This is a genomic window from Myxacorys sp., assembly GCF_059501405.1.
Map to the genome: position 1 here is coordinate 38,670 of NZ_JCACCM010000015.1, position 25,778 is coordinate 64,447.

25 protein-coding genes are annotated in these 25,778 nt (G+C 47.4%); 13 read left to right on the plus strand and 12 right to left on the minus strand.

Features of this window, described 5'->3' with window-relative positions; translation table 11 throughout:
• Window positions 1-127: 127 nt before the first annotated feature.
• The 3 genes from guaD (at window position 128) to AC5I6P_RS01750 (ending at window position 3,525) form a co-directional block, all read left to right on the plus strand.
• Window positions 128-1,486 (plus strand): guanine deaminase, encoded by a 1,359-nt coding sequence (gene guaD, locus AC5I6P_RS01740; RefSeq protein ID WP_495692037.1) that lies wholly within the window; start codon window positions 128-130, stop codon window positions 1,484-1,486.
• A gap of 137 nt (window positions 1,487-1,623) precedes the next feature.
• Window positions 1,624-2,658 carry a Rieske 2Fe-2S domain-containing protein gene (locus tag AC5I6P_RS01745; RefSeq protein WP_495692038.1) on the plus strand — a complete coding sequence of 345 codons (1,035 nt, stop codon included), beginning with the start codon at window positions 1,624-1,626 and terminating at the stop codon, window positions 2,656-2,658.
• Window positions 2,659-2,772: 114 nt separating this feature from the next.
• Window positions 2,773-3,525: an endonuclease III domain-containing protein gene (locus AC5I6P_RS01750; RefSeq protein ID WP_495692039.1), complete on the plus strand. Its 753-nt coding sequence runs from the start codon at window positions 2,773-2,775 to the stop codon at window positions 3,523-3,525.
• A 12-nt stretch (window positions 3,526-3,537) separates the two neighbouring features.
• Here the strand turns inward: AC5I6P_RS01750 and AC5I6P_RS01755 are convergent, their stop codons facing one another.
• On the minus strand, window positions 3,538-4,908 hold the full coding sequence (locus AC5I6P_RS01755) for a Cdc6/Cdc18 family protein (RefSeq protein WP_495692040.1): 1,371 nt from the start codon (window positions 4,906-4,908) through the stop codon (window positions 3,538-3,540).
• Between the two features lie 280 nt (window positions 4,909-5,188).
• Between AC5I6P_RS01755 and AC5I6P_RS01760 the strand changes: the two genes are divergently transcribed.
• From AC5I6P_RS01760 to AC5I6P_RS01780, 5 genes are all read left to right on the plus strand, one after another.
• Window positions 5,189-5,644, plus strand: a complete 456-nt coding sequence (locus tag AC5I6P_RS01760) for a gasdermin (RefSeq protein WP_495692041.1) — start codon at window positions 5,189-5,191, stop codon at window positions 5,642-5,644.
• Complete coding sequence (locus AC5I6P_RS01765) at window positions 5,610-6,635, plus strand: pentapeptide repeat-containing protein (protein ID WP_495692042.1); 1,026 nt, start codon at window positions 5,610-5,612, stop codon at window positions 6,633-6,635. The genes AC5I6P_RS01760 and AC5I6P_RS01765 overlap by 35 nt, the downstream gene beginning before the upstream one ends.
• A gap of 121 nt (window positions 6,636-6,756) precedes the next feature.
• On the plus strand, window positions 6,757-7,692 hold the full coding sequence (gene argF, locus AC5I6P_RS01770; protein ID WP_495692043.1) for an ornithine carbamoyltransferase: 936 nt from the start codon (window positions 6,757-6,759) through the stop codon (window positions 7,690-7,692).
• A gap of 144 nt (window positions 7,693-7,836) precedes the next feature.
• Window positions 7,837-8,847: a threo-3-hydroxy-L-aspartate ammonia-lyase gene (locus AC5I6P_RS01775; RefSeq protein WP_495692044.1), complete on the plus strand. Its 1,011-nt coding sequence runs from the start codon at window positions 7,837-7,839 to the stop codon at window positions 8,845-8,847.
• Between the two features lie 2 nt (window positions 8,848-8,849).
• Window positions 8,850-9,266, plus strand: a complete 417-nt coding sequence (locus tag AC5I6P_RS01780) for an acyl-CoA thioesterase (RefSeq protein ID WP_495692045.1) — start codon at window positions 8,850-8,852, stop codon at window positions 9,264-9,266.
• Window positions 9,267-9,298: 32 nt separating this feature from the next.
• Here AC5I6P_RS01780 and AC5I6P_RS01785 read toward each other — a convergent pair whose 3' ends face one another.
• Both AC5I6P_RS01785 and AC5I6P_RS01790 read right to left on the minus strand, forming a co-directional pair.
• On the minus strand, window positions 9,299-10,390 hold the full coding sequence (locus AC5I6P_RS01785; RefSeq protein WP_495692046.1) for a dipeptide epimerase: 1,092 nt from the start codon (window positions 10,388-10,390) through the stop codon (window positions 9,299-9,301).
• A gap of 265 nt (window positions 10,391-10,655) precedes the next feature.
• Window positions 10,656-11,012 (minus strand): hypothetical protein, encoded by a 357-nt coding sequence (locus AC5I6P_RS01790; RefSeq protein ID WP_495692047.1) that lies wholly within the window; start codon window positions 11,010-11,012, stop codon window positions 10,656-10,658.
• Window positions 11,013-11,291: 279 nt separating this feature from the next.
• Here AC5I6P_RS01790 and AC5I6P_RS01795 point away from each other — a divergent pair, with 279 nt between their 5' ends.
• The gene (locus AC5I6P_RS01795) at window positions 11,292-11,783 is read left to right on the plus strand and encodes a DUF4383 domain-containing protein (RefSeq protein ID WP_495692048.1); all 492 of its coding nucleotides are present in this window, start codon (window positions 11,292-11,294) and stop codon (window positions 11,781-11,783) included.
• Between the two features lie 401 nt (window positions 11,784-12,184).
• Here AC5I6P_RS01795 and AC5I6P_RS01800 read toward each other — a convergent pair whose 3' ends face one another.
• The 4 genes from AC5I6P_RS01800 to AC5I6P_RS01815 form a co-directional block, all read right to left on the minus strand.
• Window positions 12,185-13,093 (minus strand): succinate--CoA ligase subunit alpha, encoded by a 909-nt coding sequence (locus tag AC5I6P_RS01800; protein ID WP_495692049.1) that lies wholly within the window; start codon window positions 13,091-13,093, stop codon window positions 12,185-12,187.
• 394 nt (window positions 13,094-13,487) lie between these two features.
• Window positions 13,488-14,699, minus strand: a complete 1,212-nt coding sequence (locus AC5I6P_RS01805) for an ATP-grasp domain-containing protein (protein WP_495692050.1) — start codon at window positions 14,697-14,699, stop codon at window positions 13,488-13,490.
• A gap of 97 nt (window positions 14,700-14,796) precedes the next feature.
• Window positions 14,797-15,702: an SDR family NAD(P)-dependent oxidoreductase gene (locus tag AC5I6P_RS01810; protein ID WP_495692051.1), complete on the minus strand. Its 906-nt coding sequence runs from the start codon at window positions 15,700-15,702 to the stop codon at window positions 14,797-14,799.
• 117 nt (window positions 15,703-15,819) lie between these two features.
• Entirely contained in the window at window positions 15,820-16,506 is a 687-nt protein-coding gene (locus AC5I6P_RS01815; protein WP_495692052.1) for a ComF family protein, read from the minus strand.
• 328 nt (window positions 16,507-16,834) lie between these two features.
• Between AC5I6P_RS01815 and AC5I6P_RS01820 the strand changes: the two genes are divergently transcribed.
• Window positions 16,835-19,177: a putative PEP-binding protein gene (locus AC5I6P_RS01820; RefSeq protein WP_495692053.1), complete on the plus strand. Its 2,343-nt coding sequence runs from the start codon at window positions 16,835-16,837 to the stop codon at window positions 19,175-19,177.
• Between the two features lie 627 nt (window positions 19,178-19,804).
• Here the strand turns inward: AC5I6P_RS01820 and AC5I6P_RS01825 are convergent.
• From AC5I6P_RS01825 to petG, 4 genes are all read right to left on the minus strand, one after another.
• Window positions 19,805-20,548 carry a hypothetical protein gene (locus AC5I6P_RS01825; protein ID WP_495692054.1) on the minus strand — a complete coding sequence of 248 codons (744 nt, stop codon included), beginning with the start codon at window positions 20,546-20,548 and terminating at the stop codon, window positions 19,805-19,807.
• Between the two features lie 228 nt (window positions 20,549-20,776).
• Window positions 20,777-21,616 (minus strand): hypothetical protein, encoded by an 840-nt coding sequence (locus AC5I6P_RS01830; RefSeq protein ID WP_495692055.1) that lies wholly within the window; start codon window positions 21,614-21,616, stop codon window positions 20,777-20,779.
• Window positions 21,617-21,694: 78 nt separating this feature from the next.
• Entirely contained in the window at window positions 21,695-22,384 is a 690-nt protein-coding gene (locus AC5I6P_RS01835; protein WP_495692056.1) for a DUF1361 domain-containing protein, read from the minus strand.
• A 213-nt stretch (window positions 22,385-22,597) separates the two neighbouring features.
• Window positions 22,598-22,711 carry a cytochrome b6-f complex subunit V gene (gene petG / locus AC5I6P_RS01840; RefSeq protein ID WP_495692057.1) on the minus strand — a complete coding sequence of 38 codons (114 nt, stop codon included), beginning with the start codon at window positions 22,709-22,711 and terminating at the stop codon, window positions 22,598-22,600.
• A gap of 222 nt (window positions 22,712-22,933) precedes the next feature.
• Here petG and AC5I6P_RS01845 point away from each other — a divergent pair, with 222 nt between their 5' ends.
• On the plus strand, window positions 22,934-23,308 hold the full coding sequence (locus tag AC5I6P_RS01845) for a c-type cytochrome (protein ID WP_495692058.1): 375 nt from the start codon (window positions 22,934-22,936) through the stop codon (window positions 23,306-23,308).
• Between the two features lie 445 nt (window positions 23,309-23,753).
• Here the strand turns inward: AC5I6P_RS01845 and murD are convergent, their stop codons facing one another.
• Window positions 23,754-25,118 carry a UDP-N-acetylmuramoyl-L-alanine--D-glutamate ligase gene (gene murD / locus AC5I6P_RS01850; RefSeq protein ID WP_495692059.1) on the minus strand — a complete coding sequence of 455 codons (1,365 nt, stop codon included), beginning with the start codon at window positions 25,116-25,118 and terminating at the stop codon, window positions 23,754-23,756.
• A 135-nt stretch (window positions 25,119-25,253) separates the two neighbouring features.
• Between murD and AC5I6P_RS01855 the strand changes: the two genes are divergently transcribed.
• Window positions 25,254-25,439 carry a DUF6888 family protein gene (locus AC5I6P_RS01855; RefSeq protein WP_495692060.1) on the plus strand — a complete coding sequence of 62 codons (186 nt, stop codon included), beginning with the start codon at window positions 25,254-25,256 and terminating at the stop codon, window positions 25,437-25,439.
• On the plus strand, window positions 25,429-25,623 hold the full coding sequence (locus AC5I6P_RS01860; RefSeq protein WP_495692061.1) for a DUF6887 family protein: 195 nt from the start codon (window positions 25,429-25,431) through the stop codon (window positions 25,621-25,623). Before AC5I6P_RS01855 ends, AC5I6P_RS01860 begins: the two co-directional genes overlap by 11 nt.
• Window positions 25,624-25,778: the final 155 nt, after the last annotated feature.

Genomic DNA, 25,778 nt, shown 5'->3' on the forward strand with positions numbered 1-25,778 from the left:
GGTTTGATTGTTCTTTTCACTACCTATTGAGAGAATAAACTGATTCACAACTGTAGATCAATCGCTCTATTTCACTAGTAAAATCGCTCTAAACAAGCATTAGCTGTAATTGATTTTGAGTAAGCTTATGCCGTCAGCAAGCAGTCAGTCACCTCAGGCAATTCGGGGCGCTTTTCTTGATTTTGTGAACGACCCATTTTATGTATCTGATGCAGAAAGTGTGCGCTATATTCCTGACGGATTGCTGATTGTGGAGAAGGGCGCGATCGCAGACTTTGGATCGTATGCTGATCTGCAAGCCAAATATTCTCAAGTTGAAATCGTAACGTATCCTGGCAAGATCATTATGCCGGGATTTATTGATACTCACATTCACTACCCGCAATCCGAAATGATTGCCGCTTACGGAGAGCAGCTTCTGGAGTGGCTCAATAAATATACCTTTCCAACAGAACGAAAGTTTCGAGATAAAGCTTATGCTCAAACCATTGCTTCCCTATTTTTAGATGAATTGCTAAAGAATGGAACCACCACTGCTTTGGTGTTTGCGACCGTTCATCCTCAATCGGTTGATGCTTTTTTTGAGGAGGCGAGCCGTCGTAACCTGCGAATGATTTCAGGAAAAGTATTGATGGATCGAAATGCCCCTGACTATCTGACTGACACGCCCGAAACTGCTTACGAAGAGAGCAAACAACTGATTCAAAAATGGCATAACAACGGTCGTTTACTGTATGCAATTACGCCCCGATTTGCCATTACTTCCACTCATGAACAACTGCGTTTAGCCGGAAAACTGCTGCAAGAATTTCCTGATGTTTATCTGCACACACATCTTTCCGAAAATCTTAAAGAAGTAGAGTGGGTTGCCGAACTTTTTCCGGAGTGTAAGAACTATCTTGATGTGTACGATCGCGCTGGGCTAGTTGGAGAAAAATCAGTGTTTGCCCACGGAATCCACTTGAGCGAGGATGAGTTCAAACGCCTATCCGCCGCAAAAGCGGCGCTCTCCTTTTGTCCAACCTCAAACCTATTTTTGGGCAGTGGACTGTTCAAACTGCACAAAGCCAAGTCCCTCAATCAGCCTATAAAAGTGGGGCTGGGAACCGATGTTGGCGGGGGAACTAGTTTCTCAATGCTGCACACTCTAAACGAAGCCTATAAAGTAGCCCAGCTTCAGACCCAATCTCTCTCCGCTTTCAAAGCATTATTCTTAGCCACGCTCGGAGGGGCAAGAGCACTCTCGTTAGAAGACAAACTGGGTAACTTCGATCCAGGTAAAGAGGCAGATTTTGTAGTTCTAGACTTGCAAGCAACGTCGATCATGGCAACTCGCACGGGAGGTTTATCTACCCGATTAGCACAAGGCTCAACAGAGACGGAATTGCGAGAAGAACTGGCAGAAAAAGTGTTTGGCATGATGATGTTAGGTGACGATCGCGCTATTCATGCCGTTTATATTGCGGGTGAATTGGTACACCGTTGATCGCTTTACAGAAGTTCGTCGGAATTAAATTTTACTGTTCAGTAGCAAAGGTAACTGCGATCGCGCCTCTCACGCCTGATATTGTATAGCCTACATGTTGCTGTCCGTGCGTGTTCTGTTGTCAGCCGTCATAACATATGGTTAACACCGTTCAAAAAGCGACCTATCCCAGAGGGTGTACCTTTGCCCCATCCGATTGGGATGCCCTAGCTCCGTTTTGGTATCCGATCGCATTTAGCCGCGAGGTCAACGAGCAGCCGATCGCAGCAACGCTGCTCGACCAGCGCTTGGTCATTTGGAGAACCTCGACGGGTGTATCAGTGGCAAATGACCTGTGTCTGCATCGCGGCGTTCCCCTCAGTATGGGACACCTTAGCGACGATCAACTGGTGTGTAAGTATCACGGCTTTCACTACACGGCAGACGGACGCTGTGCGCTGATTCCAGCCGATCCAGCGGCCAGCATTTCCGCAAAACTTTGTCTCAAAACGTATCCCGTTAAAGAAGCCTACGGCTTGATTTGGACTTCTCTGGCGGGAGGTGAACCTCCCTTGCCTGAGTTTCACGAGTGGAATGACCCGCACTATCAGCAAATTCTGCCCAGTGCTGTCGATCTCGATGCGGCCTCAGGGCGACAGATGGAAGGCTTTCTGGACGTGGCTCACTTTGCCTGGGTTCATGCCGAGTCGTTTGGCGATCGCAACAATCCGCTGGTTCCCCGCTATGAGGTGGAGCAGACCGCAACCGGGATTTGCGCCAAATATCTCAGTACCGTCAGCAATTTTCCCAAAGGGTTGCAAGATTTAGCGCCTCCTGACTTTCAATGGCTGCGTGTGTTTGAAGTCTTTTTTCCGTTTACCGCTCGGCTCAGGGTTCATTTTCCAAACGACGGACGGCTTTGCATCCTCAACGCGGCCTCTCCCGTTTCTGCCCGCAAGACACGGGTATTTTGCCCGATTTGCCGCAACTTTGATCAAGACATGCCGCTAGAGCCAGTGTACGAATTCAACTATCAGATCTTTGCTGAAGACAAGGAAGTGGTAGAGGCGCAGTATCCGGAAGATTTGCCGCTCGATCTGTGTGCAGAGTTTCATATTGGGGCAGATCAAACCTCGATCGCCTACCGCCGAGGATTAGCCAATCTTGGACTCGGTAGATCCTACACGAGTTGAGGAAAATCTCACTCCAATCTTTTCTACCCTCTAATCTCCAATCTAAGAGGGATGAATCATAGAGTTTATAGCCCTACAACTAAAGGGTCTTTGCGCTTCGTTTGATCTACAGCTATGGGTGTGAGAAAACTGGTACCACTCACAGTGACACCAGAACTTCAGCAGAAGTTGATTCAAATTCACGATCGACTTTGCCAAGAATATGAGTGCCCAATCGCCTATTTTCACGATCTTGATCCGTTGAGTGAATTAGTGTCTGCGCTGCTTTCTCATCGGACTCGCAATGCCGATTCTGCCCATGCCTTTGCTCAACTGCGAGAACAGTTTGAAACTTGGGAAGCGGTTCGAGATGCGCCTGTAAAAGACGTTGAAGCCGCGATCGCACGGGCAACTTGGGCAGATCAAAAAGCGCCACGAATTCAACAGGTTTTGAAATTGATTAGCGATCTTCTCAGCCGTGATCACCCTACTGCTCCGCTTTCTCTAGACTTTCTGGCAGAAATGACTGAAATTGAAGCTAGAGCATGGCTAGAAGCCCTTCCCGGCGTTGGACCAAAAACGAGTGCCGCCGTTCTTTCGTTTAGCTGCTTACGGCGTCGTGCCCTTCCTGTGGATAGTCACCATCATCGCGTTGCGTGTCGTTTAGGTCTCATTCCTGCCAGCGTTGCCGTCGGACCGTCTCATGCCATTCTCGAATCCCAATTGCCTGCAGAGTGGGATGCTCAACAGGTTTACGACAACCATGAAGTGCTAATGCTGCATGGGCAGCGCTGTTGTTATTATCAAAAACCAGCGTGCGATCGCTGTGTCGTTCTAGATCTCTGTCCGTTTGGTCAAAAGGGCTACACGTCGAAGACTGGCGGGTAGAGAGTCACCGAACTATTCTTTCTGACCTTGTAAACTACTCAAACTTCGACTGGCAACATCTGCACTTAAGCCCCAGAGAATTAACCCCAAATAATCGGGGAAAGGTCTTGCGCCAAACGTTGCTCCGTTTTGCACATAAAGTGTGTTGAGACCAACAAGCGATAAACCTGCTAATAGAATGAGTGAAAGCACAGGACGCACAACCCAATAGGTAGCTTCCGCCCGAACTTGATCTGAGACGCCAGAAAGCGTGACTAAAAACCGCCGGAAACGCTCCCATCGGCTTGGCTCTTTGATCAAAATAGGCGGATTCTTGAGGTTCTGCTCTAAATTGGCTGAAGCAGCTCTGACGGTTTCACGGATCTCTGACTCCTCGCCGCCACGAATCCCAATCGTGTCTAGCAGGTCACTTACTTGCTCGAGCAATTCCTTTGCTTTACCATCGTCTTCTTGAGCAATTCGCGATCGCGCTTGAGCAATGGTCGCGATCGCATCCTCAATGACATCTTCTGGTAAAGGTTCAACTCGTTCTTCTAACCTAGTTTCTATAGATCGCAGTTTAATTAAAACATCCAAGCGATTTCTGATTGCTGTAGCGTTGGCTTTGGCAGGGTCAAGCTGTTCTCGAAATACTAATTTTCGCGTTTTAGCAATCATTCCTACCAGTATTTTTTGATCCTCAGGATTCGCCAGTGCGACATCTGCTTCAAGTCGATTCACCTCCTGAAGGGCTAGGGCTTGAGGTTCGCCTCGCTTTTCCATATATTTGATCAGCCGACCGAGAACAATGCCAAACAGTAGAACGAGCAATGGCATGAGCGGACCACTCCTCACGCTCAGATCAATTGGCAAAATGAGACGGTTTCGTTGGTCGGCTAATGTGAGGTGGACGGCTCCCGTATACTGATCCGGAGGCATATTCGACCGATTGAAGGTCAGAACTAGACTGCTGATTTGGTTTGCGGGCAGCGATTTAGAATTTTCTGACAGCGCGATCGCAGCACAAGACGATTGATTCGACGCCTGACAAGGAATTTGGCTCGGCAATTGATAATTTGTCAGATTGCCTTCAACAATTACGGCTGAACTGACAATGTTGACGGGTGTTAGTGCAGAATTATCGAAATAGAGTTCAGCGCGGTCAGTCAGGGCACTTTGCGGAAACAGAAGCTCAGCCAGAGCGCAGTCCCACGTACAATTCACTAACTGAAGCTGAATTTGCCCGGTTCGCTTTAGTAACGTTAACGTCGGTAGTGCGATCGCAGGGGCTGTGAGAGTGGGTTGCGGTTGGGCAGGACGGTTGCTGTCTCCCTCATTTTGCGCTAACACTGAAGGCTGAAGCATTGCCAATGGAATGAGAAATGTGAGTATCCAGCGTTTCATTTTTTTACCTTTCAGCGTTAACTTAATTTGGATGACTGCGGAACGCTTTCGATTATAAATAAGCGTTTTTTCAACTTTATATTCTATTTTTGATGGTTCGACAGCCGCAATACAAAAGTTAGTAACCTCTTCAAAAATGTTGCTTTTCCAATAATTTTTTCTGCTGCGAGCAACGATCTGGTTTTGTACAACCCAATCTTTAATGAACCTTTAATATTGGAAGGAATAATCAAATTTAAATTAGAGTTTTCCCATATCTTTTATCAGGAAGTGATGAAACATGCCACCTTGCAAAGATCAGGCAATCAATCATTTAAACGATCTCGGATACAACGTAATTCGGCTACCAAAAGCAGGAATTACCCCATTACTTGTTCTATCGCGTGCGCCCAACGCTTCGACTACAACCCTTTACGGTCACATCACTGATCTCATCGTCGATCCGGCTCCCTCGTTGCCGAAAGTGTTTGAAAATATTGAAGCGGGAACTATTAGCGGCTTGAGAACCAATAAATTAGAGTTCAATTTAGGCATTTCATTTTTGAAGACTTTGCTATCAGCGATCGGTGGAAAAAGCGCGGGAATTGAAGCTGCGTTTGACAACAGTTCTACAATCGAATTTGAATATGAGAATGTTCTATATGATACGGTAATGCCCGCTTCAGTAACGAAGTTTTTGAGAGGAGCAACACCCTTTATTGATGAGCAGTTTCTTAATCGATGCAAACCTCACTGAAGCTGATTTGCGAGGGGCAGACCTGCGAGGCAGCATTCTCGTTCGTGCCCAAGTTGCGAGAGCGAATTTTACAGGAGCAGATTTAACAGGAATTTGCATTGAAGACTGGAGTGTCAGCAGTAAAACTCGCTTTACTGATGTGCGCTGTGATTATATTTTTCGCAAATATCAAGATGGACAACCTAGCGATCGTTACCCCATTGATAGAAACTTTGAACCGGGAGAATTTGCTTCATTGTTTGCAGAACCTGAAGACGAGGTGGAATTAGTCTTCAAAGGCGAGTTTAATATTGCTGCTCTCAGTCTTGCACTCTACAAATTGCAGACGAATGCTCCAGAACTAAATTTAGAGCTTAGAGGCGTAGAACAGCGTGAAAAACTTTGGGTGGCAAAAATCAAGAGCACCAGTAGTTTGCTCAATGAACGGCTCATTGAAGAACGTTTGACCTCAGTCTATCAAGACCCTTCTGATGGCTCTATAACTGTAGAGGAAACGATTAAAAACTCGATTTACCGAGACTATGAAGAAACAAAACATCGGTTGGCAGAAAGTGAGCTGTTAGTTAAACAGCTTGCTGGGGTCACTGGAAATCAAGCAGAAGCATTGAAGGAATTGTCTAAACAATCATTTGGCAACAGCTTCTTCATCACAGGCAGCACCATCACAAATCTCGCTGGCTCTGGGCAGATCGAATATCACGAAGCCGCCGACCAAGTTCGCAGCCTCGTTACAAATAGTGCTGATCCTAATCAAGTGATTCCAACTCTCCAAAGTTTATTTATGCAACTGAGCGAGCAAAAGGTAGCAACCACCTCTGGAACTCAGCTTGAATTTATCCAGCAATTGATCTTAGCTGAAGCCGAAAAAGATCAAGCGTTCAAACAGTTTTTGACTCAGCACGAGCCGCAAATCATTAGCGCCATGCCGAGCGGCGCGATCGCAACTGCCATCCAATCCGCTATTCAGTCAGTGAACTCCAAGCTTCCTTGACATTTCCTCTAGGCTATCTGCGGTAGATTTGGTAGGGTTTTAAGATGCGCTCCTCTAGCACCAGGTTTTGGGCAGAGGAGCGATTTTCGTTCCAGCTATTTACTGAGGGAGCTACTGCGGAATGGGAGGACTGAAAGGACGGGATTTATTGAGCTTGGCAGATCTCAGCACCGATGAGATGAAAGACTTGCTCGATCTTGCCGCTCAACTCAAGGCAGGAAAAATTCGCCCACGAGCGGAAGTCGATGGACATGTGCCAGTGCTAGGGCTACTGTTCTACAAAGCGTCCACCCGCACCCGCGTTAGCTTTTCGACCGCCATGTATCACTTAGGCGGACAGGTTCTCGATTTGCCGCTTCATGCCACTCAAGTCAGTCGCGGAGAACCGATCGCAGATACTGCTCGCGTCCTCGATCGCTACCTCGATGTCCTCGCGATTCGTACTTTCGATCAGCAGGATTTGAAAGTATTTGCCGAGTATGCTCAGATTCCGGTGATCAACGCACTAACGGATCTGGAGCATCCTTGTCAGATTCTGGCGGACTTGCAAACGATTCAAGAAACCTTTGGAGGATTGTCGGGATTAACGTTGACCTATTTAGGAGACGGAAACAACGTGGCGCATTCGCTCTTGCTAGGCTGTGCTTTGGTTGGCATGAACGTTCGGATTGCGGCTCCTGAAGGGTTTCAGTGTGACAGTGCGATCGTAGAGCAAGCCCGTGAAATTGCAAACGGCAACTCTGACATTCTGCTCACAAGCGATCCGATTGAAGCCACAACAGGGACGCACGTTCTCTACACCGATGTTTGGGCAAGCATGGGACAAGAAGACTTGGCAGAATCGCGGATTCCGGTGTTTCAGCCCTATCAGATCAATGACGACTTGCTAAGCCACGCAGACAAGGATGCGATCGTGCTTCACTGTCTCCCCGCGCACCGAGGCGAGGAAATTACGAATGAGGTGATGGAAGGTTCTCATTCTAAAGTTTGGGATCAGGCTGAAAATCGGATGCACGCTCAGAAAGCCCTGTTAGCTAGTTTGCTCGGAGCGGTGTAGTAATTGGTAGCAACGGATTTGGTAGCGGATGGATTAGACCTTTTGCAAAAATGAATAGTCCTAATAATCAAGCCTTCCCGTGGTTCAAGCCATGGGAAGTTATTAAGCAGGATTAGACTAGATAAGCAGTCTGCATTACTCACTATGTCTATCTCGTTTACAGATATTGCTGCTGCTAGCGATCGCATCTCTGGCATCGCTCATCGCACTCCGGTTTTGACCTCAGCCACGGTGAATCGGCGAGCTAGGGCAGAAGTCTTTTTCAAGTGTGAGAACTTTCAGCGGTCGGGGTCGTTTAAGTTTCGGGGGGCTTACAATGCGCTGGCTCAGCTATCCGAGGAACAACGCAAGCAAGGGGTTTTAGCCTATTCGTCCGGCAATCATGCTCAAGCGTTGGCGTTAGCAGGTCAGATTATGCATGCTCCGGTCACGATCGTCATGCCAAGTGATGCGCCAGCGGTGAAGCAAACCGCGACAAAAGAATACGGGGCAACAATTGTGTTCTACGACCGCACCACTCAAAAACGTGAAGACATAGCGCAAACGATTTTAGCAGAGCGTCAACTCACCCTGATTCCACCGTTCGATTGTGCGCCTGTGATTGCCGGGCAAGGAACCGCCGCCAAAGAACTGATCGAAGAAGTTGGTGACTTGGATGTGTTGCTGGTGTGTGTTGGGGGTGGCGGATTGATTTCGGGAAGCGCGATCGCAGCGAAAACCCTCTCTCCCAACTGTGAAGTGATCGGAGTTGAACCCAAACGCGCCGATGATGCAACGCGATCGTTTAACACTGGAACATTACAGACGGTGGAGAATCCGACTACGATCGCGGATGGGGCAAGGTCGAGATCGCTGGGTCAACTCACTTTTCCGCTGATTCTAAAGTATGTGGATGACATGGTAACGGTTTCAGATGCCGCGATCGCGCGATCGATGTTCTTTCTATGGGAACGGCTTAAAATCGTAGTCGAGCCGACCGGAGCGTTAGCTGCAACTGCTTTATTGGAAGGAATTGTGTCATTTCCAGATGCAAGGATTGGTGTGATTATTAGTGGCGGAAATGTAGACATCAAAGAAGCCGGAAAATTGTTTTCAAAAGCAACAGCAAAAGAGAAATATCAGCCTCGTCGTCCTCTCGCTCAGGAACTGAGTTAACAATGGATGCGTTTATCACTAAATTGCGAGTTCGACATTATGAAATGGACACGTTAGGACATGTGAACAATGCAATTTATCAACAGTATTTAGAACAAGCTGCGATTGAGCATTGCGAACATCTAGGATTAACTCTCAATTGCTTCCGTGAATTAGGTGGCGCGTTTGTTGTTCGTAAATTAGAGATTGAATATTTAAGTTTTGCTGTTGCGGGTGATCTGCTTGAGATTAAAACCTGGGCGGAAACGATGAAGGGAACTCGTGCCGTGCGGCACTACGAGATTCGCAAGCAAGGCGAAGAGAATTTGGTAGTGAAAGCGCAAGCCGTTTGGGTTTGGGTAGAAACTTCAACTATGCGTCCGAGAGGGATTCCAGAGGCAGTATTTGAAGCGTTTGGGCAGTTGAAGAGAGATATTTAGAAGGTTGAATCAAATACAAGATAGTTACACAATTACCTAAACCGAATTCCTAATCCTGATTGGTCATTTGGGACAACTCTACCATTCTCAAATGATGCGCCGATGAACGGGTCATCCAACAAATTCAGATGACTATCCAAATCTAAATAATCTGCTAATGGTGATAGCTGTGCCAATGCTGTATTTGATAATGCACTATCGGAATAGCAACCAAACATTACTTTAAGATCATGTGCTTTTGCAAGATGAATCATTCGCAATGCTTCCGATAAACCGCCCGATTTCATCAGCTTGATATTAATACCGTGGACGCGATCGCTCAGCATGGGAATATCTCGACTCGTGAAACAACTCTCATCCACAAAAATGGGCAGCGGCGACAGGTAAAAGAGTTTGGGCAACTCAGATTCTCGCCCTTTCGCTAAGGGTTGCTCAATGTACGTAACGCCGCGATTAGCACCTTGTGCAACTCCGAAGGAATCGCACAGCCAATGTGACATCTTCAGCGTCGATTCCACATCCCATCCGCCATTTGCATCAACGCTAATCTGAGTAATCTGAGGCGCAGCCTCTTGCACCGCTTCAAACATCGCTTGATCGGCTGCAATTCCTTCAGGACTGCCAAGTTTGACTTTCAATGCTTGAATGTCCCGCCACGGCGATTCTACCGTTCCTTTGCCGAGCCAATCTAAGACTCGTTGTTTTGCCGCTTCAGGTGTGCTGATGCCAATCGTCACCGAGGTGGGAACGATGCGATCGCGATCTAGTCCCCATAGTTGCCAGAGGGGAAGCCCGACATATTTACCTAGCCAATCGTACAAAGCGATATCCAAAGCAGCGCGGGCAGCAGATGGAACGTTTGCCTGGTGGAGAAGCTGCTCAATGCGCTGACGTTCGAGCGGACTGAGCGGCTTTAGCAGGGGTGCGATCGCTTGAAGAGAGCGTGCGATCGCGTCAGTCGTTTGCGGGTTTTCTCCGATCGAAAACGGTGACGCTTCTCCCCATCCTTCTACCCCATCATGCTCAATCCTGATCCAAACATTCGTCGTTTGCGCCGTTGTGCCTCGGCTAATCGTAAGCGCAAAACGCTTATGTACTGTAAAGGTCTGAATCTGAATTTCCATAGTGGGGTTCAATTGGGGGTGTCGGAGTCTCGGAAGTAAATCGCCTTAATCGTACCCAATGCCCTTCTACGTTGCACCATTCCTTTAACAAGCGAGGTGACCAACCCAGCGATTACTTAATCGTCTAATTTACCAGATAAGGTTTCTGAACAATTAGCAAATCCATACTTAAACAACCAACATGCCAACTTAAGGTCGAATACTTTGGAATGAATAAAATAAAAAGGTTCTAGCAGTGTTGCTAGAACCTAAACGATTGAATAACTTATTCTTCAATAATGTCTCGAATTCGACGCTCTAATCGATCGAGATCTAATCCACCTTCGTCACGAGTAAAGCGACGAACCGTACCATTCAAGTTTTGCAAATCAGATAGCAGATCGTGCAAAACTTCTTGCTGTTGCCGAGCTTGTGTCACCTCTCGCGGCTCTTGAACTAAATCCCGCACAATCGAATCCTCAGCGCGGGAAGCCACCAGTGGTTCGCTTTGACCTTCTAAGTGAATAAATGTTCGACGGCCTGGACCCCGCTCCTCTTCAATGGGAACAACGGCAGTCACTTGGTCAGAACGCACATATTTGCCAAATCCTAAATGAACCAGTACGGACGACTGAATTCTCATACTTATGCTTTGCTCTTTCAGATATTCCTATTATCTCTAATTCTTCAGTCTAAAGGACTAATTTAGAGAACGGTTTATCCCCCTATTAAGGGCGAGATTTCCGATAAGGTAAGTAATGTCTTTTGGCTGATTTTTTTCGCCCAAATTCTTCTTGAATAGGAACTAAAGGTGAGCAGTAGATCTGCTAATATTTTTCGCTCAGAAACTTATCAAGAGGACAAAAATTAGTTCGTGATCTACTGCTTGAAATGCACTCTAATTATTCTGCAAGGTCATAACATGCAAGAGCAAACTTCGGATCTATTCAAAAAATTGGTGAGCAGCGAACGTGCTGTTGCCTTCACTCTCGGCATCATATTTCTATTAATAGGAATTGCAGGATTCATTCCAGCATTCATGCAACTTCCGGGTGATGCCCCTGTTACAGATGTCCTTGTACCGAGACTATCGTTTTCAGATGGCTATGGTCATCTATTTGGCATCTTCCCAACCAACTACTTACATAACGCTGTTCACATCGTTGTTGGTCTGCTTGGTATTGCCGCAGCAACTAGCTTCGGTGGATCGTTGGTTTATAACCAAGGATTCGCAGTGATGTACGTTGCGATCGCGCTGATGGGATTGCTTCCTGCAACCAATACAACGTTTGGTCTAATGCCAATCTATGGTAACAACGTTTGGTTTAATGCGCTCACAGCGATCGCGGCTGGTTATGTCGGCTTTGTAAAGCCTGCTGAGGTCAAAGTCAACTCGACGCCTAGCGCATCTTAAGTTCTGTACCGATTTCTATTGCTTTGATAAAGGAAGCACTCTTAGCCAGGGTGCTTTCGCTATTTTTTAAATATCCTGATCAACAGCGCCAATTATGCAATCTCCAAACTTTTTTGTATTTTTGCGTTACCTATGCACTGAACGCGCTAGGCAGAAGTCTACCTCATTGCCCGAGGCATGCTTACTAAAGTCACCCTGCGGCTGCGCACATCCAGGTCAAGACCTTCGGTGCGAAGATTGCCCCTACCTAGAAGCATGTCTATCTCGCGCCAAAATTCAGGAGATGCAGAGAAATCATCTGCTTCGCTAGGTTCTCCTTTTCAGATTTGGGTCTAGATGCAGAGCACTGTAAGAGACAGTCCTGCTAAGCAAGGACGCCTCTAAGGGGGCGGGAACTCCCTTCAAACCGCCTTCTTCACGGGTTGCTGTAACAAACTTTTCACAATCTCTGGAATCTCAGATGGGCGGTCTGCCACTGGCACTCCGGCGCGCTTTAATGCAGCAATTTTGCTTTCTGCTGTGCCAACGTCTGGGCCAAAATCGGTGGCTTGAGACTCAATAATGGCTCCTGCATGTCCCATCCGTCGATCACGGGGGGCGCTCCGTCCAGCAACATAGGCAACGACAGGCTTCTCAATCGCTTCAGCAATATGATGAGCGGCAATTTCTTCACTATCTCCGCCGATTTCCCCGACCAGCACAATGACATCCGTTTGGTCATCTTCATCGAGGATTTGCAGCCACTGCGGAAAGGTTGACCCCACGATCGCATCCCCGCCAATGCTTACCGCAATGGATTGCCCTAGCCCTGCCTGCGTTAATGACCAAGCAATCTCATAAGTTAGGGTGCCGTTCCGGCTGATAAGGCCAACCGAGCCAGGTCGGTACAGGTCGGGGGGGTGGATTCCGAGCAGCAGTTGATTGGGGACAATAATGCCAGGACTATCAGGGCCGACAATTAGGGTTTCAGTCGCTTCAGCCGTGCGAATCAGATGCACCATATCCAACGGAGGAATGCCCTGAGTCACGAGAACAATTTTTCGCACGCCCGCCGCGATCGCTTCGAGGGCAGCATCCAACACCGCGTACGGAGCCGAAAAAATCACTGATGTATCGATTGCGCCAACGCTTGGTAGAGCTTGCTCCACCATGTCAAATACCGGAATTCCAGCCAGCGATCGCCCTCCATATCCTGGACTAATTCCAGCGACCACCGTGGTTCCATAGGCTTGCATCAAGGGAGCATAACTTGCACCTAACGGTTCGATGATGCCCTGAATAATGACTTTGTTAGCTGCCGTAAAATTCATAAAGAGGGAGGAGTTTAGGGATACAAATCTAAACTTGAGGATGACTAGGCTTGAGGTGACTAGGATAGCGAGAGTTACAACCCTCGTTTCTGTAGGGACTATAAACGTTCTACTATGCGCCTGCAAGCCGCTACCAAACAGTAGTTCAGATATCAAGTATTAGAGTTTCTCAGCGTTTGAACTGGATAAACGAAAGCTAAGTTCAGGTTAAATGTTAGAAATTTAAGCGCTACTAGCAGAATACGAGATACCTTATTATAGTTCTGCTGAATAGGTGGCTAAATCTGAGAATTTCCTAGATTAAACAATGGTGACAAGAATAATGCTGTTAAATTCAGTATTCTTACGGCACTATCTATAATTTAAGGTAATTTAAGAAATGGTTAATTTAAGGTTAAGTATCTCGATTTCTAACTAAAGTTAGAGCCTGGGCGATCGCCTTGTCCAAGTCTTCCACCAGGATGGTTGGTGTTTTAGCCAAAGTCGCTTTCGCATCTTGAAAGTGCGATCCGACGAGGCGGACTACGAGAGTTGGAAGCGGCTTAACGCGACTGAGGCGAATCTCATCCTTCACCTGCCCGACGGGTTTAACAATTGAAATCGGGTGCTGCAAAAATTTTGAGATTGATTCAGCCACCCGATCGCAGGACAACGTTCCACTCACGATGTTAATCAAAACCACCTTGATTTGCTTGTTGCGCGTTAGCAACTCTAACCCTTGTTCTAGACGTTGGCACAAGGTTTCAGGCAAGGCATCAGAGTGAGTTTCGCCACCAATGTTGAGGAAATTAACAGGTTTTCCGCCCGCCTGACACAGCAAATCCATCGTCGCCATCGTTAAGCCTGCGCCATTGGCTAGAATCCCGATTTGCCCATCAGGATCCACCGTCGATAGCACTTCAGGCAGACGCGCCAAAGCAGGCTTATGCGGTGTTGCGCCTTGTGCCGATCGCGTGTCTAACGCCGCTAAAGCGGCATGGCGTCCCAAAGCGGCATCATTAACCGTGACTTTACCATCGAGCGCCATTACGTCACCTTCAGCATTCACTGCTAAAGGATTGATTTCTACCAAATCTAAGTCCTGGCTGAGGAACAGACCATACATGCGCTCAATCACGTCTGTTACTACGTTTAAAAGGTTTCCTTTTAAGCCCATTTTCAGCGCAAGACGACGCGCATAGAACGGCGAAAACTCTTGATCTACCACAATCTGCTGCATTTGCGCGATCGCCGTTTGCACATCCACGCCGCCCTGAGCCGAACCAAGCAGCACCGGGCGACGAATCGATCGATTGAGAATGACCGCTAGATACAGTTCTTGTTTGCTGTCAAACTTTGCTTCGGCTAACAGCACCTTAGGCAATTCCCCCATAATCGGCAGGTTAAAAATGGTATGCGCCGCCGCGATCGCATCGATCGTATTCGACACCAACCGAACGCCCCCTAGCCGTCCGCGTCCACCAATATAGACTTGTGACTTCAGCGCGATCGGATAGGGAATGGCAAGACTTTTTAGATCGGCGGGGCGATCAATGCGCTGCGAAGGTGGAACCGGAATTCCGACTCCACGAAACAATTCTTTCGCTTGATATTCCAGTAAGTCCATCACGTGCTGTTTGATGTGGGCTGTTTGATTGAGTGATTAAATTGAGTGATTAAGCGGCAGTTGCCCAAGTGCTTAAATTAAATTAGGTACTTTGAACTTAACCTGCTTTATGCTGATTCTTCCAGTCTTTGGCAACTAAATCAATTTTGTAGAATTTTTGCCAGAACAGATCGACCAGTCGAGTGGGCAGCAGTTTAGTCATCATAAATATCGTTAAATCTCCGGCAGTAGCCGCCACATAGCGACACCGGGGGCGGGGCACTCGAATGGCTTCGATGATCACCTTTGCCACCTGTTCAGAGGTCCAAGCTTGACGACGAGTGATTTTGTCAAGATTCTCAAGATTCTCAAAAGCAGCGCGGTAAGGGGAATTTAGCCCGCCGTTGGGAATTTTGTCATCAACTTCGCGATTAATCACGTCAAAGAATTCGGTACTGACGGGGCCTGGTTCGATCACGCTGACTTGAATATTGAAGGGGGATAACTCGCGGCGCAAAGAGTCGCTCAGCGCTTCTAGAGCAAATTTAGAGGCACTGTATAACCCGCCAAAGGGAAACGCAATTCTGCCAGCGAGCGAACTGACATTTATAATCTTTCCCCCGCCTTGACTCCGCATAACGGGCGTTAGGGCTTGAATCAGCGCGATCGTACCCAACACATTTACCTGGAACTGTCGTTGCACGGCGGCAGCCGGAATTAATTCGATCGGCCCCATTTGCCCGTAGCCCGCGTTATTCACCAATACATCAACGCGTCCAAACTTCGCGATCGCGGTTTGCGCCAAGGCTTCAACTTGCGCCACGTCTGCCATATCCGTTGGTACAGTGATGACTTCGGCTCCTGCTTTGCTGCACTGATCGGCAACGTGAGTGAGCTTATCTTGGCTGCGAGCCGCCAGGACTAATCGAATTCCTGTCCAGCGATGGGCTAAGGCTTTTGCTAAAGCTGCTCCAATACCAGCGGAGGCACCTGTAATCAAAACGACTTGTTCAGAAGGGTTCATGAATTGCTCCGACGCAAAAATGTTTAAACAGAACCAGTAAAGGGCTTATTTGTCATTATTAATACTTCAAAGGGGATTCGGGTTGAGTTGTTATTAGTTTGTTGCATTGACAGCGGCTTAGTGTCTGCATTGATGCTTGTCTATTTTTGACGGCATTGCTTTTGCTAACACAATGACACCTCTGACACCAATTTCATAACGTCTGAAGGTCTGCATTGCCGATCGCACTGTTGCACCTGAGGTGTAAATATCATCAAACAGCAGAATGGGTGTGCTTTGAGCAGGACGCTGAAACGCTTTGCCTAACTCGAAGGCTCCGTTGAGCGTCTGTTCTCGATCGGTTGCAGACAACTTAAACAGCGCTTCGGTAGCTTGGGTGCGCTGCAAGGCGTGAGCTTGCAATCGGCATCCTGTTAGGTTACAGAATTCGCGGGCTAACAGTTCGGCCTGATTATAGCCGCGCTGCCGTTGTCGTTCGGGGTGAAGCGGAATCGGAACAATGATCGGCTGGATCTCTCGACGGATGGGTGAGGTGAGCCACGCTTGAGCCACCTGCCGACCCAACGGAACTGCCAAATCGGAGCGATGCTCATATTTCAATTGCGCGATCGCACGTTTTAACGCTCCACCGTAGCTGCCCCATGTAAAAACGTGAGGGGACTCGTGCCAAAATTGAGATGAGTTGGCAAACCGTTGCTGATCAAGTTTTCTCTGGCAATAGAGACAAAACTCTGTGGATGTGGGGCGCTGACAGAGAGGACAAGCTGACTTGAGGAAGAGACGAAAAACGGAATCTAGACGCATTGAGGTTGGCACAGCTAGGTTCGGCTACTGAAGAGTTGCTTTGCAGACTCCGCAGCGCAGAAGGTTTTGAGGGGAACAAGCAACACCTTTTCAGAATGCCCTTAGATAAGGATGTGATGTTCAACGATCGCGCTTCGTCGATCATGCAGAAATTGTTCAGAATTTATGCTCTGGAAAAAGGGTGTTCTACAATCAGACGGAACCGCGATTAGTGCAAAGCGGAACTTCAAGGAAAACGGTTTGCAAGCTCTAACGGATCGCTGTTGCCATCTATAGACCGTGGGTAATCTGTGGATAGTTTTTGCCGCATAGAAGAAATGGGTGGTCTGTGGACAATTTTTATTGGATAGAAGAAATCAAGTCAGAGCAATCCGTGTGGGTTGGAGAGCAAGCTCTTCATCTCAGCCAACTAGCGCGGAAAGGCTATTCTGTGATGCCAAATTTTGTGATTTCGGCACAGGCGTTACGAGAGTTTTTGGCGTCCATTCACCAGGAAGACCCCTTTTTTGCTGACTTAGCTGAGGCTTCCTTGCGGTTAAATGTCGAAGACGCCGAGCAACTACAAGCGATCGCACGGCAAATTCGGCAGACCTTCCAAGCGACTCCGCTGCCCCAAGCTTGGATCAAGGCTCTAGAACCCTGTCTTAAACTTCTGCCTACCATTCCGCCCAAGAGCGCTGAAGCTTCGCAAGCGGTCATTCTTCGTCCGTCGTTTGCTGTAAGCCCGATTAGCGCAAAGCGCAACTTCGGAGAAAACGGCTCTGCCAAATCTTCCTTATTAGATTTGACGAATTTGATTGAACCGCAGGTATGTAGGCGAACCGTAGACAGCATTGTTTCAGGCTTAAAGCAACTTTGGGCAGAGCTTTTCCGAGCGCGAAATTTGGTGTATTTGCAACGCGCCAAGCTCTCTCTTCAAGATCTTCATTTTGCAGTGATTGTGCAGCCGATTGGCTCGGCTGAGACATCGGGGTATTTGCAAGCCAATTCAACTGATTGGGAAATTTTAGCGACGTGTGGATTACCGATGTCGATCGAGCGGGGTGAAGTGTTGCCAGATGTCTATCACCTCAATTTGGCTCGTGAGACGGTGGCATCGCAAGCTCTCGGAAATCAGACCATTGTTTATCAAATCAGCGATTCAGATTCTCCGTTGGAGCGCCACCCTTGGAATCATTCTCAGCAGCTTGTTCTACAGCCCCAAGACTTACAGCGCTTTCTGAGGCTGGCACAGCAATTGCAAACCGAGTTTGGCATGGCGATCGCGCTGGAATGGCAGTTCTATCAAGACGCTCTCTATGTCACTCAGGTTCAGTATTGCAAGCCGGATCAGGACACCGATGCTAAATCAGAATTGCCTCAGTCGGTGATCGCCGTTGGTGTTGGTGCATCGGGGGGACGAACGATCGCACGGGCTGAAGTCCTTACTAATAGCGATCATCTGCCGCTTACCCTTCCCCCAGAAACGGTGTTGGTTGCATCAGAAATTTCGCCAGATTGGTTGCCATTGATGCAACAAGCTACCGCGATCGTTTCCGAGCAAGGCGGCCTGACGAGTCATGGCGCGATCGTAGCCAGGGAATTAGGTATTCCAGCGATTGTGGGAGCGGGGCAAGCAACTCAGCAGATTCGGACAGGAGATTGGGTCGTGGTCGATGGGGATGAAGGAAAGGTGTATGACGCCCAAACAGAAAAGCTGAAGCCTCGTGATGCTGTGAGTGCATCTCCTCTCACGCCCACAATGAATGTGCCGATTGCAACTCGCCTTCTGGTGGCGCTTAGTCAGCCTGATCTAGTTGAGCGGGCGGCTCAGCTTCCCGTAGATGGAGTTGGATTGTTGAGATCTGAGTTAATGATGGTGAGCATTTTAGATCAACATCATCCTCAACATTGGATCAGACAAAATCGCCAATCGGAATTAATTAAACGCCTCGCTCAACAGATTGAGAAATTCGCTCAAGCGTTTTCGCCGCGCCCTGTGTTCTATCGAAGTTTGGATCTGCGATCGCATGAGTTCCAATCGCTGCGAGGACAGGAACCAATCTCAGAACCTAATCCGATGTTGGGGCTGCGCGGTACGTTTAGTTATGTTCTCAATCCAGAATTGTTTGATCTAGAACTTGAGGCATTGGAGCAGGCGATGAGCGCCAAGCACAACGAAGGAACCGCGACGGGCTACTCTAATTTGAGATTAGTGTTGCCGTTTGTGCGAACGGTTGAGGAATTTTCGTTTTGTCGATCGCGGGTTGAGCAAGCGGGTCTCATGCAGCACGCTCAGTTTCAACTGTGGATTATGGCAGAAGTTCCGTCAGTGATATTTCTGCTGCCAGAGCTTGTGAAAGCTGGAGTGCAAGGAATTTGTATTGGCACTAGCGATTTAACTCAATTGATATTAGGCGTTGATCGCGATCAGGGAGTTTTGGCGACAAGGTTTGATGAAACGCATCCAGCCGTTATGAATGCGATCGCTCAACTGATTCAATCGGCTCGTGCGCTCAAGATTCCCTGTTCAATTTGTGGTCGCATTCCGACCCACACTGACTTTATTGATCAACTGGTTGAATGGGGCATCCCGTCGATTACCACTAATCTTGATTCGGTTGAGGCGACCTATAGCGCGATTGCTCGGGCTGAGCAACGGTTATTGCTAAAAAACGCTCGCAATTCTTAGCGTTGCTGAATCTGGATACAAATCCCTCAATTCGCCCTTATTCAAGCCCTCTGCCGCAGAAGATGCAGAGCAAGCATTTCGTTAGAACGCAGCGTTTTGACTGTTCTACCCCAGTCGTAAACTGCTCAATGGGGTCAGGCTATCTGATGAGCAGTCGCCGTAATCTTTATGAGATAAAGCCTTATTTTGCTTGGAGACGCGATCGTATGAGTAAACTCTCTCAAATTGGTCTGCGTTTTTCAGCGAATCTAATTCACCTTGAAGGAAATCAATAAACCAGAACTCGCAATCAATAAACTAGAACTCATAATCAATAAACGTTTATAGCGAATTAGATTTTGCTTAAACGAAACTTATCTATCAATTCTCAAAACTAGATTTTCTGTTCTGTTAATCAATAATGCAGTTCTCAAAATCAAGTTTAGAGTTGGACAAACCAAGTTGAGCTAAACCAATCCGTATTCAAAAAACTAGCTCTCCAATTTCTGTAAAAAACTGGAGAGCTAGGCAGCGCGAAACGAAAACTGAAAGAGGAGGGAGGGCTGAAGGCGACTGTAGAAATTCACGTCCGAATTCAGCAACGCCAATTCATTATGTTAATGGATTATTTCTGCCCCTAGAGCAAAACTATGGCTTAGAGCAGCTTTGAGGGGAGCATGTCACCTCTACTGAACCAACTGATGCATTGTCCTGAAACTGCTTTGTTGTGTTGTTTTCGCCCGCTGGAGAAGGATAAATGCCTGAAAATCCTCCTTTAGCAGCAGTCCGAAAAGAAATGTTTGGAGCGGGTTGAGCCGTAAAGTTGACGTATTCTCTAGACTCATTTGAGGTGTTGTAAGACAAGGTTGCATCTCCATAAATGGCTTCGGCTTGCTGGATTGATGTTCCCGCTCCTACCCCTTGGGCTGTCCGGTAACTAGAATTATCGGTCACGAGCGCTGTAATCACATCTGAATCCTCCAGCTTTATGCCAGCAGGGTAAAGGATGCGATATTGTACTTCTCCTGATTGACTCACTGCGATCGCGTCAAAATCGACCATAAAAGGTGACTCTACTTTGAAGGTAGAACTTGCCCCTAGTTTTTGCTTCAACTCTCCTAACGTCATTCCCAAACGGGCAGAGCCAATTCCTTCTGCTGAAATTGTTTTAGCGGCTGAGACACTGTTCTGTTTTAGAGAACTTGGGCTAAGAGTCGCAGACGGCTGAACCGAAGTAGTTGAGACGCTGTTCTGTTCTGGAGCACTTGGGCTAGGAGTTGCAGACGGTTGGACCGAAGCAGATGGGGTTGTACGACTAGAACCGCATCCCGCTAGAACTACGATTAAGCCAGTCGTAATGATTAAAGTAAACGGCTTTAAAGCTTGATTCATAACTATTGAGTTAATCCTTTTTATCGACGACATTGATTCGAGTACCCCGATAAGTAGGCTCTGGTCAGCCTTTGGTGATCCAGATTGTTTGGTAGCCCCAGTTTTTTGGCAACCTAAGATGCGAAAGCTACATTCAATGAATTTGCAGATGAATTTGCAGATGAATCTGCAATGGTATCTAACCTCACTAAAAGCTTATAAGAACCGTATTTTTCAGCGAATAATTGATTATCTGACATACCCTCCTTTGGTTAGAAAGGCTTTTAGCTCAGTGAAAAATTGTTCGCGATCGCTCCCTTTATAAGCACTGCGCAATCGCTTCCAGCCATCTTCCTGCTGATTTAATAAGTATTTGTCAGCCATATACGCTGCTAACACTCCTTTCACTTCACCGTCTTCTTCTCCAGCATTGGTGTAGGACTGCCAGTAGCGATAAGCATCTGCATAAATAGCTTTTGGATAGCGGCGTGTTTCATCAATCATCTTGCCGCGATCGTAACGCCAAATTTGAATTGGAAAGCCTGATCCAGCAAAGCTTGCAAAAGCATAGGCAAAGGAAGGATCAGCGCTCATAAACTCAATCGTTCCATTCTTATCTACGTCTTGCAATCCATAGCCTATATCAGCCCAATCATGCTGCATAGCAACGTAGGTCTTTTTGGCCGCATCGTAGCGGTAGATCAGAGAATACGTGCAGCAGTGCGCCCCGCCTGTAAAGAAATCTGCAATCACTTCAGGCTCTTTGTCCCCATCCAAATCTTGAACCACGAAGCCGGACTTCACAGAGCTTTTTGACGAACCATCTGCAAGATCAATGATTGGACGATCGTACTCGTTGACCTTGGGTGACTGATTAAAAACAGCTTGTCCGGCTCGCGTGATCTTCAATCGGACATTGCTGTACTTATAAGCATCTTTCTCTGGTTTTTGGTAAGAAAGCTCAGCCCGGACATTGCCTTGTTGTGCAGTTTTAACCATTCCAAGAGCATGAGCCGGCAAAACAGCAACACTAATGAGACCAACACTTAAGACAACTTTGGAAATGGCAGAACAAATGGCATTCATCATCTAACAGAAAACGGCGGGTTGATTACTAAAAATAGCTACAACCGCCGTTCATGAGAATCCAGATCAAATTTGCAGAAGTTAATCGATCGCAAACTGAGAGCGAGACTGCCGCGATTTCCAGTAGGTAAACAATGCCAAATGAACAGGTTTGATCAGAGCGTACAATCCAGCCACTATCAGAAAGGTCAGCATCATGGCCAACAGTGGGCGCTTTCCTAACAAATCATCGAGTACTGTCATCGCGACTTCATCAAGGCGCGTGACCAAATCCCAACTGTTAAATCGTAAAAATCGTCCCAAATAGATCCCGATCGCGCTCAGTCCATGAAGCATCATTTCAGCCAGCAAAATCCACTGAGTCAGGCCCCGCCGATTTAAGTAATATCCCAAATTAATCAAAGACAGAACATAAGCCTCAAATCCCGCCCCAATAAACAGGACATACAGCGGAATCAGCACGAGTGTGACAAACCAGGCCGAATTGGCGGACTGGACATGATTAATAAAGTGAATAATATCCGTCAAAATGTAAGGGGCATTTGGCAGAAAGGCAATGAAGACAACCACTCCTATCCACCACCAGAACGATCGATGGCGCGATCGCAGCCCAACGGGTGGCAGCGTTAATGTAGAAGCAGGGAGTTGAGTTTGTCGAAATAAAAGAACGCTCAGCACCAAGGGGATAAATGCCAAGAAGAGATTCCAACTCATCCACCGAGCGTTGTCTAACAGAACGGACCAAGCTTGTGAAAGGAGAGATCTAACCATAATAGAAGTTGGGAAGGTGACGCACAGCAATTTCAGCACGCTTACAGAATGCTGCTCTAGTGCTGGTTCACCATAGCTTAAGGTCGAAGCTTGTCATTCGTATGACGGGTTCATAACCATTCCAAGAATTATTTTCAGCAAAAAACCGCTCCGATAGTCTCAGAGCGGTTTCGGTAACAGCATCACCTACAGGTTTAGGCTATGGGTTTAAGCTTATAGGTTTAACTTATTATCCCGGCGATATTGAGTGTAAGCTGCAACAAATAAGCCCGCCAGCGTCACTGGAATAAGCCCTAATACGATGCCCAGCAAAATTGGCTCAATCATGACTGAATCTCCTCAGTTCTTTAAAGTTCTGAAACATTGCGATTTGCTCTTATTGTCTATCCTACTTGGTCTGGAGGTCAATCAGTGCCACGAATTGGGCAATGAGATTTAGGTTTCGCGAGAGATTCATTCATCCTCAAGGTCAAGTGTTGCCAAAATTTGTTAAAGTCTGTTTAGTAAATGAGTGAACATTCTTTACAAGCTGGACTGAAGTAAGACCCTTTGAACGAGCAATTTGCCAAACCTGTCGTCTCTCCCCAGAAATTGGTTGCGATCGCATTAGTGGTCGTGATTGCCATTGTGCTGGGCGTGCTGTCGGTTTATGAGATTCGGAAGCCTGATCCATACGCTCGAGAGGTGCTGGCGCTTCAAGGCGATAGTACTCAGGGTCACGCCATTTTTCAAATCAACTGTTCGGGCTGTCACGGCATCATGGCAGACGGAAAAGTGGGGCCTAGTTTGAAAGGCATTTCTACCCGGAAATCGCGTGCGCGATTGATCGATCAGGTCATTAGCGGTGAAACGCCCCCAATGCCTAAGTTTCAGCCGAGTCAGAAAGAAATGGCAGATTTGTTGAGCTATTTAGAAAGCTTGTAAGTAAGCCTTGCAAATTGAATGGCTGTAATAGGAATAACGTGATCGATGTGAAATGTTGCTTCTTGCCCAGCTTAGGACAAGCCGCAATACTCGCAGCGATCGCTTGCTCTTTCAATTACTACTCGGCGCAAGAAAGCTGGAATCGTAGAGACATCTACTACTGTTTTGTAGCAGACTGCGATCGGAGATGAAGTAAGGACAAAAACTCTGCTAACTCGACCAATCCTTCTGCTTCTTGACGTTCTTGTGGAGCTAGATCCTCTCCGAATCCTGACGATCCAGCAAAAACTGAAGGCGCTCTTGAACAGCTTCAGGCAGTCGAAAACAAGTTAATTCAACTAGTATCTCAATCACTTCAGACATACTTCAGACATATTAAAACCTTCAGACATATTAAAACTTCTTTATAGAGTCAGTGTATCCTGTAAATCTCGTTCATCTCTCCCTATGAGAGAGCCTTTAAACATAACTGCCGGAAGTGATCGCCGCGTTGCTCAAAGTTTGGATATTGGTCAAAGCTGGCACACGCAGGCGAAAGCAAGACGACCTGAGCAGAGTACTGTTTGGCCACGTCTCGCGATCGCGCCACTGCCCGCTCCATGGTTTCCACAATTTCGTAATTAGAATATCCAATTTCGTCTAACCGCTTGGCAAACGCAGAAGCCGCTTCACCAATTAGCAGCACGGCAGCCGCTTTCTGCTGGATGACACCTAGCCACGCCTGATCATCTCCGACCTTCGGCTCACCACCCGCGATCAAAATTGCTGGACTCTTGACAGCAGATAAGCCGACTTCGGCAGCATCGTAGTTCGTGGCTTTACTGTCATTAATAAAGTCGATCCCGTTCCAGGTGCAAATATGCTCCAATCGATGCGCCACACCGGGAAACTCTGCCACAGCTTGTGCGATCGCGCTCTTTTCCACTCCCGATAAATGCGCTGCTGCTACGGCCATCAGCAGATTCTGCACATTGTGCGCTCCCGGCATTCGCAACGCATCTGCCCGAACGATGCGTTCCCCTCGGACGATCACCCAGCCGTCTTCAAGGTATGCCCCCAGTTCCGGGTTGCCAACCAATTTAGACTTACCGATTACGCTCGTCCAGCAAGCATCTGCTCGAACCGGATACGCTCCCTGAAGCCCAATATTTCTGAGGTAGGGATCGTCGCCATTAAAGATCTGAGTTTCAGATTGCCCCAGTAAGTGAGCTTTGATGTTGAAGTAATTTTCAAGGGTTTTATGGCGAGCCAGATGATCGGGTGTAAAGGTTGTCCAGATGCCGATTTGCGGCGCGATCGCAGGCGAAGATTCAATTTGGTAGCTGCTGAGTTCTGCGATCGCATAGTCTGGTTTTTCTTTTAATAGCGCCACTTCGCACGCGGCGTAGCCAATATTGCCAAAGGCAGGCGCACGACATCCCGCCGTCTCAAAAATTGCAGCCGTTAGCGCGGTTGTCGTTGTTTTACCATTTGTGCCTGTAATGGCGATCCAGGGGCAGTCTCGAAGATAGCGCCACGCTAGTTCCATCTCCCCGATGGTGTCAATTCCTAATGCCCGCGCTGACAATAAACTCGGTACATCCCACGGCACACCCGGACTGACCACAACCAAGTCTGGCTGAGTAGATTCTGGACTAAAGGAATCACCAAGCTGAACCGCGATTCCTTCAGAGAGAAGCTCTTGTTGTTGCTGATGCAAAGCAGGAGATGTCCCGCGATCGCTAATCGTGACACGCCATCCTTCTCGGTTCAGCAATCGAGCGGCTGCATTTCCAGATTTTCCCAAACCGATCACAGAAGCGCTTGGCATAGTCAAGAGGCGAAAAATTTGCACCCTCTATAGTACTGCTTTATGAAAGTACTGCTTAAAGATTCATTACAGTTCATAAAATTGTGACATGATATTTCCTACGCGTATAATTTCCTCGTTAGAATGTAACGACACATGTACCCAACCGCCAAGCAAGAAGCGAAGTGCTTTATTCTCTGCCAGCGTCTTACTGCAATGTTTCTCCCGATTTGGATTGTTAGACTCGATGAGCGGAACGGAGAAATTTTTATTTTGGCAGGGGAAGAAATGGCAATTGTAATTAATACTGATGGAGAGTGGGAGTTTGACAATGAAGCCTAACTTTAGCGTAATGAGTATCCCTGAGCTGAAAGCCTATTTGCTAGAGAATCGGAACGATGGTGAAGCAGTTCATGCCATTATCGAGAAGATTCATCTCAACCCAAACACGAAACGCTACTCGGCGGAGGATGCCGATCGCTTGCCCGAAATTTATGAGGAGCATCGCAAACGGCAGGGAGCGTAAACGTGTCTTTGAGCGAATTCTAACGACGGGTGTGAGTAGTGAACGGTTACATTTCAACCAACGTTTAAAACTTTAAAATCAAATCAATAGTATTGAATAAAGGGCGTTGCTGAATGAGAAGATGAATTAGCATGGAATCGGCACATCTCGAAATT

Coding starts and splice junctions, on each gene's coding strand:
- AC5I6P_RS01780 (WP_495692045.1), top strand. CDS start 8,850: ATGGATGCGTTTATCACTAAATTGCGAGTTCGACATTATGAAATGGAC.
- AC5I6P_RS01825 (WP_495692054.1), bottom strand. CDS start 20,548: ATGAATCAAGCTTTAAAGCCGTTTACTTTAATCATTACGACTGGCTTA.
- AC5I6P_RS01800 (WP_495692049.1), bottom strand. CDS start 13,093: ATGAATTTTACGGCAGCTAACAAAGTCATTATTCAGGGCATCATCGAA.
- AC5I6P_RS01790 (WP_495692047.1), bottom strand. CDS start 11,012: ATGAGAATTCAGTCGTCCGTACTGGTTCATTTAGGATTTGGCAAATAT.
- AC5I6P_RS01835 (WP_495692056.1), bottom strand. CDS start 22,384: ATGGTTAGATCTCTCCTTTCACAAGCTTGGTCCGTTCTGTTAGACAAC.
- AC5I6P_RS01860 (WP_495692061.1), top strand. CDS start 25,429: ATGAAGCCTAACTTTAGCGTAATGAGTATCCCTGAGCTGAAAGCCTAT.
- AC5I6P_RS01755 (WP_495692040.1), bottom strand. CDS start 4,908: ATGAAACGCTGGATACTCACATTTCTCATTCCATTGGCAATGCTTCAG.
- murD (WP_495692059.1), bottom strand. CDS start 25,118: ATGCCAAGCGCTTCTGTGATCGGTTTGGGAAAATCTGGAAATGCAGCC.
- AC5I6P_RS01765 (WP_495692042.1), top strand. CDS start 5,610: ATGAGCAGTTTCTTAATCGATGCAAACCTCACTGAAGCTGATTTGCGA.
- AC5I6P_RS01815 (WP_495692052.1), bottom strand. CDS start 16,506: ATGCGTCTAGATTCCGTTTTTCGTCTCTTCCTCAAGTCAGCTTGTCCT.
- AC5I6P_RS01810 (WP_495692051.1), bottom strand. CDS start 15,702: ATGAACCCTTCTGAACAAGTCGTTTTGATTACAGGTGCCTCCGCTGGT.
- AC5I6P_RS01775 (WP_495692044.1), top strand. CDS start 7,837: ATGTCTATCTCGTTTACAGATATTGCTGCTGCTAGCGATCGCATCTCT.
- AC5I6P_RS01785 (WP_495692046.1), bottom strand. CDS start 10,390: ATGGAAATTCAGATTCAGACCTTTACAGTACATAAGCGTTTTGCGCTT.
- guaD (WP_495692037.1), top strand. CDS start 128: ATGCCGTCAGCAAGCAGTCAGTCACCTCAGGCAATTCGGGGCGCTTTT.
- AC5I6P_RS01745 (WP_495692038.1), top strand. CDS start 1,624: ATGGTTAACACCGTTCAAAAAGCGACCTATCCCAGAGGGTGTACCTTT.
- AC5I6P_RS01795 (WP_495692048.1), top strand. CDS start 11,292: ATGCAAGAGCAAACTTCGGATCTATTCAAAAAATTGGTGAGCAGCGAA.
- AC5I6P_RS01750 (WP_495692039.1), top strand. CDS start 2,773: ATGGGTGTGAGAAAACTGGTACCACTCACAGTGACACCAGAACTTCAG.
- AC5I6P_RS01855 (WP_495692060.1), top strand. CDS start 25,254: ATGTACCCAACCGCCAAGCAAGAAGCGAAGTGCTTTATTCTCTGCCAG.
- AC5I6P_RS01805 (WP_495692050.1), bottom strand. CDS start 14,699: ATGGACTTACTGGAATATCAAGCGAAAGAATTGTTTCGTGGAGTCGGA.
- AC5I6P_RS01830 (WP_495692055.1), bottom strand. CDS start 21,616: ATGATGAATGCCATTTGTTCTGCCATTTCCAAAGTTGTCTTAAGTGTT.
- argF (WP_495692043.1), top strand. CDS start 6,757: ATGGGAGGACTGAAAGGACGGGATTTATTGAGCTTGGCAGATCTCAGC.
- AC5I6P_RS01760 (WP_495692041.1), top strand. CDS start 5,189: ATGCCACCTTGCAAAGATCAGGCAATCAATCATTTAAACGATCTCGGA.
- petG (WP_495692057.1), bottom strand. CDS start 22,711: ATGATTGAGCCAATTTTGCTGGGCATCGTATTAGGGCTTATTCCAGTG.